2 protein-coding genes and 1 pseudogene are annotated in these 2438 nt (G+C 66.3%); 2 read left to right on the forward strand and 1 reads right to left on the reverse strand.

Annotated elements, in window-relative coordinates; all coding sequences use genetic code 11:
- A pseudogene (locus tag EN984_RS18720) lies at window positions 1-231 on the reverse strand (glycosyltransferase family 2 protein); the annotation flags it as partial.
- A 172-nt stretch (window positions 232-403) separates the two neighbouring features.
- On the opposite strand from EN984_RS18720, the gene EN984_RS18725 reads away from it, so the two are divergent.
- Window positions 404-1576: a glycosyltransferase family 4 protein gene (locus EN984_RS18725; protein ID WP_127272679.1), complete on the forward strand. Its 1173-nt coding sequence runs from the start codon at window positions 404-406 to the stop codon at window positions 1574-1576.
- Window positions 1573-2367, forward strand: a complete 795-nt coding sequence (locus tag EN984_RS18730; RefSeq protein ID WP_127271447.1) for a WecB/TagA/CpsF family glycosyltransferase — start codon at window positions 1573-1575, stop codon at window positions 2365-2367. The genes EN984_RS18725 and EN984_RS18730 overlap by 4 nt, the downstream gene beginning before the upstream one ends.
- The last annotated feature ends 71 nt before the right edge of the window (window positions 2368-2438 follow it).

Genomic DNA, 2438 nt, shown 5'->3' on the forward strand with positions numbered 1-2438 from the left:
GAACAGCGGCAGCGCTGCCTTGGGGCCGGCCCGCGCCTCGGCTTCGTTCTCCATGACGATCACGGCAAAGCGCCTGCCGGTTTGCTGCGCTCGCAGCGACGCCAGCGTTTCCAGCACCTGCTCGGGACGCTTGAAGGTCGGCAAGGTGACGACGGCTTCGACGGCCTCGACGTCAAGCCGCGGCGTGCGTCCCGCGACCGATACCGAACCGTCCGATGGCAAAGGGATCATCCGTGTCCAGCCACATGGTGAGTTGGGCTCTGGTAGCACCGCGGTTGATAAGGTTTCGTTAATCACCTTGCACGGAGAACGCCTGCAAGCAGAGGCTTTCGGCCGTCGAATGTGCTCGCTTAATCAAGGGTTCACCGCGCTTTGCTACCGGCTACACCACTGGATAGGTGAGATGCATCTACTGTTCGCCACATCGATCGTGCCCGACGGTGCTCTCGCCTCGGGCTACGAGATCGCAAACGCTGCGATCATCGCCGCCCTGCGGCGCGCTGGCGTGCGCGTAACCGTCATTGGTTTCACCTGGCCGGGGAAACCCGCGGCCGACCCCGAAAACACCGTGGTGCTGGGTGCCATCGACGTGCGCACGGACAATGCCTCCGCGCGGCAGAAGCTGGCCTGGGTCGGCAAGGCGCTGCTTTCGGGCCTCACCTTCGCCTCGGTCAAGCTGCGCGCCGTGTCCGACAGCGATGTTCTCGCTGCCATCGAGCAAGCTGGACCGGTTGACGGCTACGTGCTGAATTCCGTGCAGTTCGCCGGCGCCTTCGAAAAGCTGTTCACCGAGCGGCCTTCGATCTTCGTTGCCCACAATGTCGAGTATCTTTCGGCGCGGGAGAACGCCGCTGCCGCCGGCAGCCTCTTCCAGCGCCTGCTGTTTCGTCGTGAGGCGAGGTTGCTCAAGGCCGTCGAAGAGCGTGTCTGCCGCCGGGCGCGCTTCGTCTTCACCCTGGCCGAGGAAGACCGCGCCGCACTCGGTGTCGCCTCCGACAACCGCTCGGCGGTGCTGCCGCTGGTGACCGGTGCCCAGGCGCCAACCCTGAAAGGCCCGCGCCGCATCGACTGCGACGCGGCCCTGATCGGCACCTGGACCTGGCAGCCGAACCGCATCGGCCTCGACTGGTTCCTGGACAAGGTGGTGCCGCATCTGCGGCCCGATTTCCGCATCCGCATCGCAGGCCACATGCCTTCGGGCGTCGCCTCGAAGCATCCGGGTGTCGAACTTGTCGGCCGCGTGCCCGACGCGCAGGCTTTCGTGCGCGGTGCTGCCGTCATTCCGCTGATCAGCACCGCGGGCAGCGGCGTCCAGTTGAAGACCATCGAAACGTTCGAACTCGGCCTGCCTTCGGTCGCCACGAGCCGTTCGCTGCGCGGCATCGACCACCGTCCGGCCAACTGCGTCGTCACCGACGATCCCGTCGCCTTCGCCAGGGCTCTCGAGGCTGCGGCGGCCGACATCCGCGACGTCGACGGCAGCGCGTTCCGGGGCTCGCAGGTCAAGGCGCTCGACGCTGCCATCCGGCTCGGCCTCGAAGAGCTTGAGCCTGCCAGGCAGGAGGCGTTTGCATGAACATGCATTCCGCCCGCGCTGCGTTCGGGCTCGACAAGCTGATGACGATCCTTGGCATCCCGGTGGTTGCGGTCCGCTGGAACGATGCCATCGCCCTGCTGAACCGGTTGATTGCCGAGCGGCGCTTCACCAAGGTCAGTTTCCTCAACGCCCACAACGCCAACATCGCCTATACCGACCCGGTGTTCGCCGGGGCACTCGATGATTTCCTCATCCTGCCCGACGGCATCGGTATCGATCTGGCGGCGAGGCTCCTCTACGGGGCGCCGTTTCCCGACAATCTCAACGGCACCGATTTCGTCCCGGCCTTCCTGCAGGCCTCGACGACGCCGCTGACCGTTGGGCTGCTCGGCGCGACGCGTGTCAATGCCGAAGCGGCGTCGGTCAAGCTGGCCGCCTTGGCGGTGCAGCACCGGTTCGTGGTGATCCATGACGGCTATTTCCCCGCTTCGCAGGAGCAGGAAATCGTCGACCGGATCGCCGCGCTTCGGCCCGACGTGCTGCTCGTCGCCATGGGCGTGCCGCGCCAGGAATTGTGGATCGAACGCCACATCGACGCGCGCCACTGCACGCTGCCGATCGCCGTCGGCGCGTTGCTTGATTTCCTGAGCGGCGCGGTGCCCCGCGCGCCCTTGTGGATGCGCCGGCTGCGGCTCGAATGGCTGTTCCGGTTGGCTGTCGAACCGAGCCGCCTGTGGCGCCGTTATGTGGTCGGCAACCCACTGTTCCTGCTGCGCGTCGTCAGGCAGAAATTCTCGCTTGCGCCCGAAGCCGCGGAGGATGTCAAGTGAACAGCAGGTTCGTGCCAGGCACCGCTGTCGAGCCAGGCCCGCTGCGGCAGACACCGACGGCGGCCATCGTG

It is taken from the genome of Mesorhizobium sp. M7A.F.Ca.CA.004.12.1.1 (genome assembly GCF_003997835.1).
In the GTDB taxonomy this organism is placed as follows: domain Bacteria; phylum Pseudomonadota; class Alphaproteobacteria; order Rhizobiales; family Rhizobiaceae; genus Mesorhizobium.

What these genes read in the sequence shown, in the direction of transcription:
- EN984_RS18730 (WP_127271447.1), top strand. Translation starts at nt 1,573, where the DNA reads ATGAACATGCATTCCGCCCGCGCTGCGTTCGGGCTCGACAAGCTGATG.
- EN984_RS18725 (WP_127272679.1), top strand. Translation starts at nt 404, where the DNA reads ATGCATCTACTGTTCGCCACATCGATCGTGCCCGACGGTGCTCTCGCC.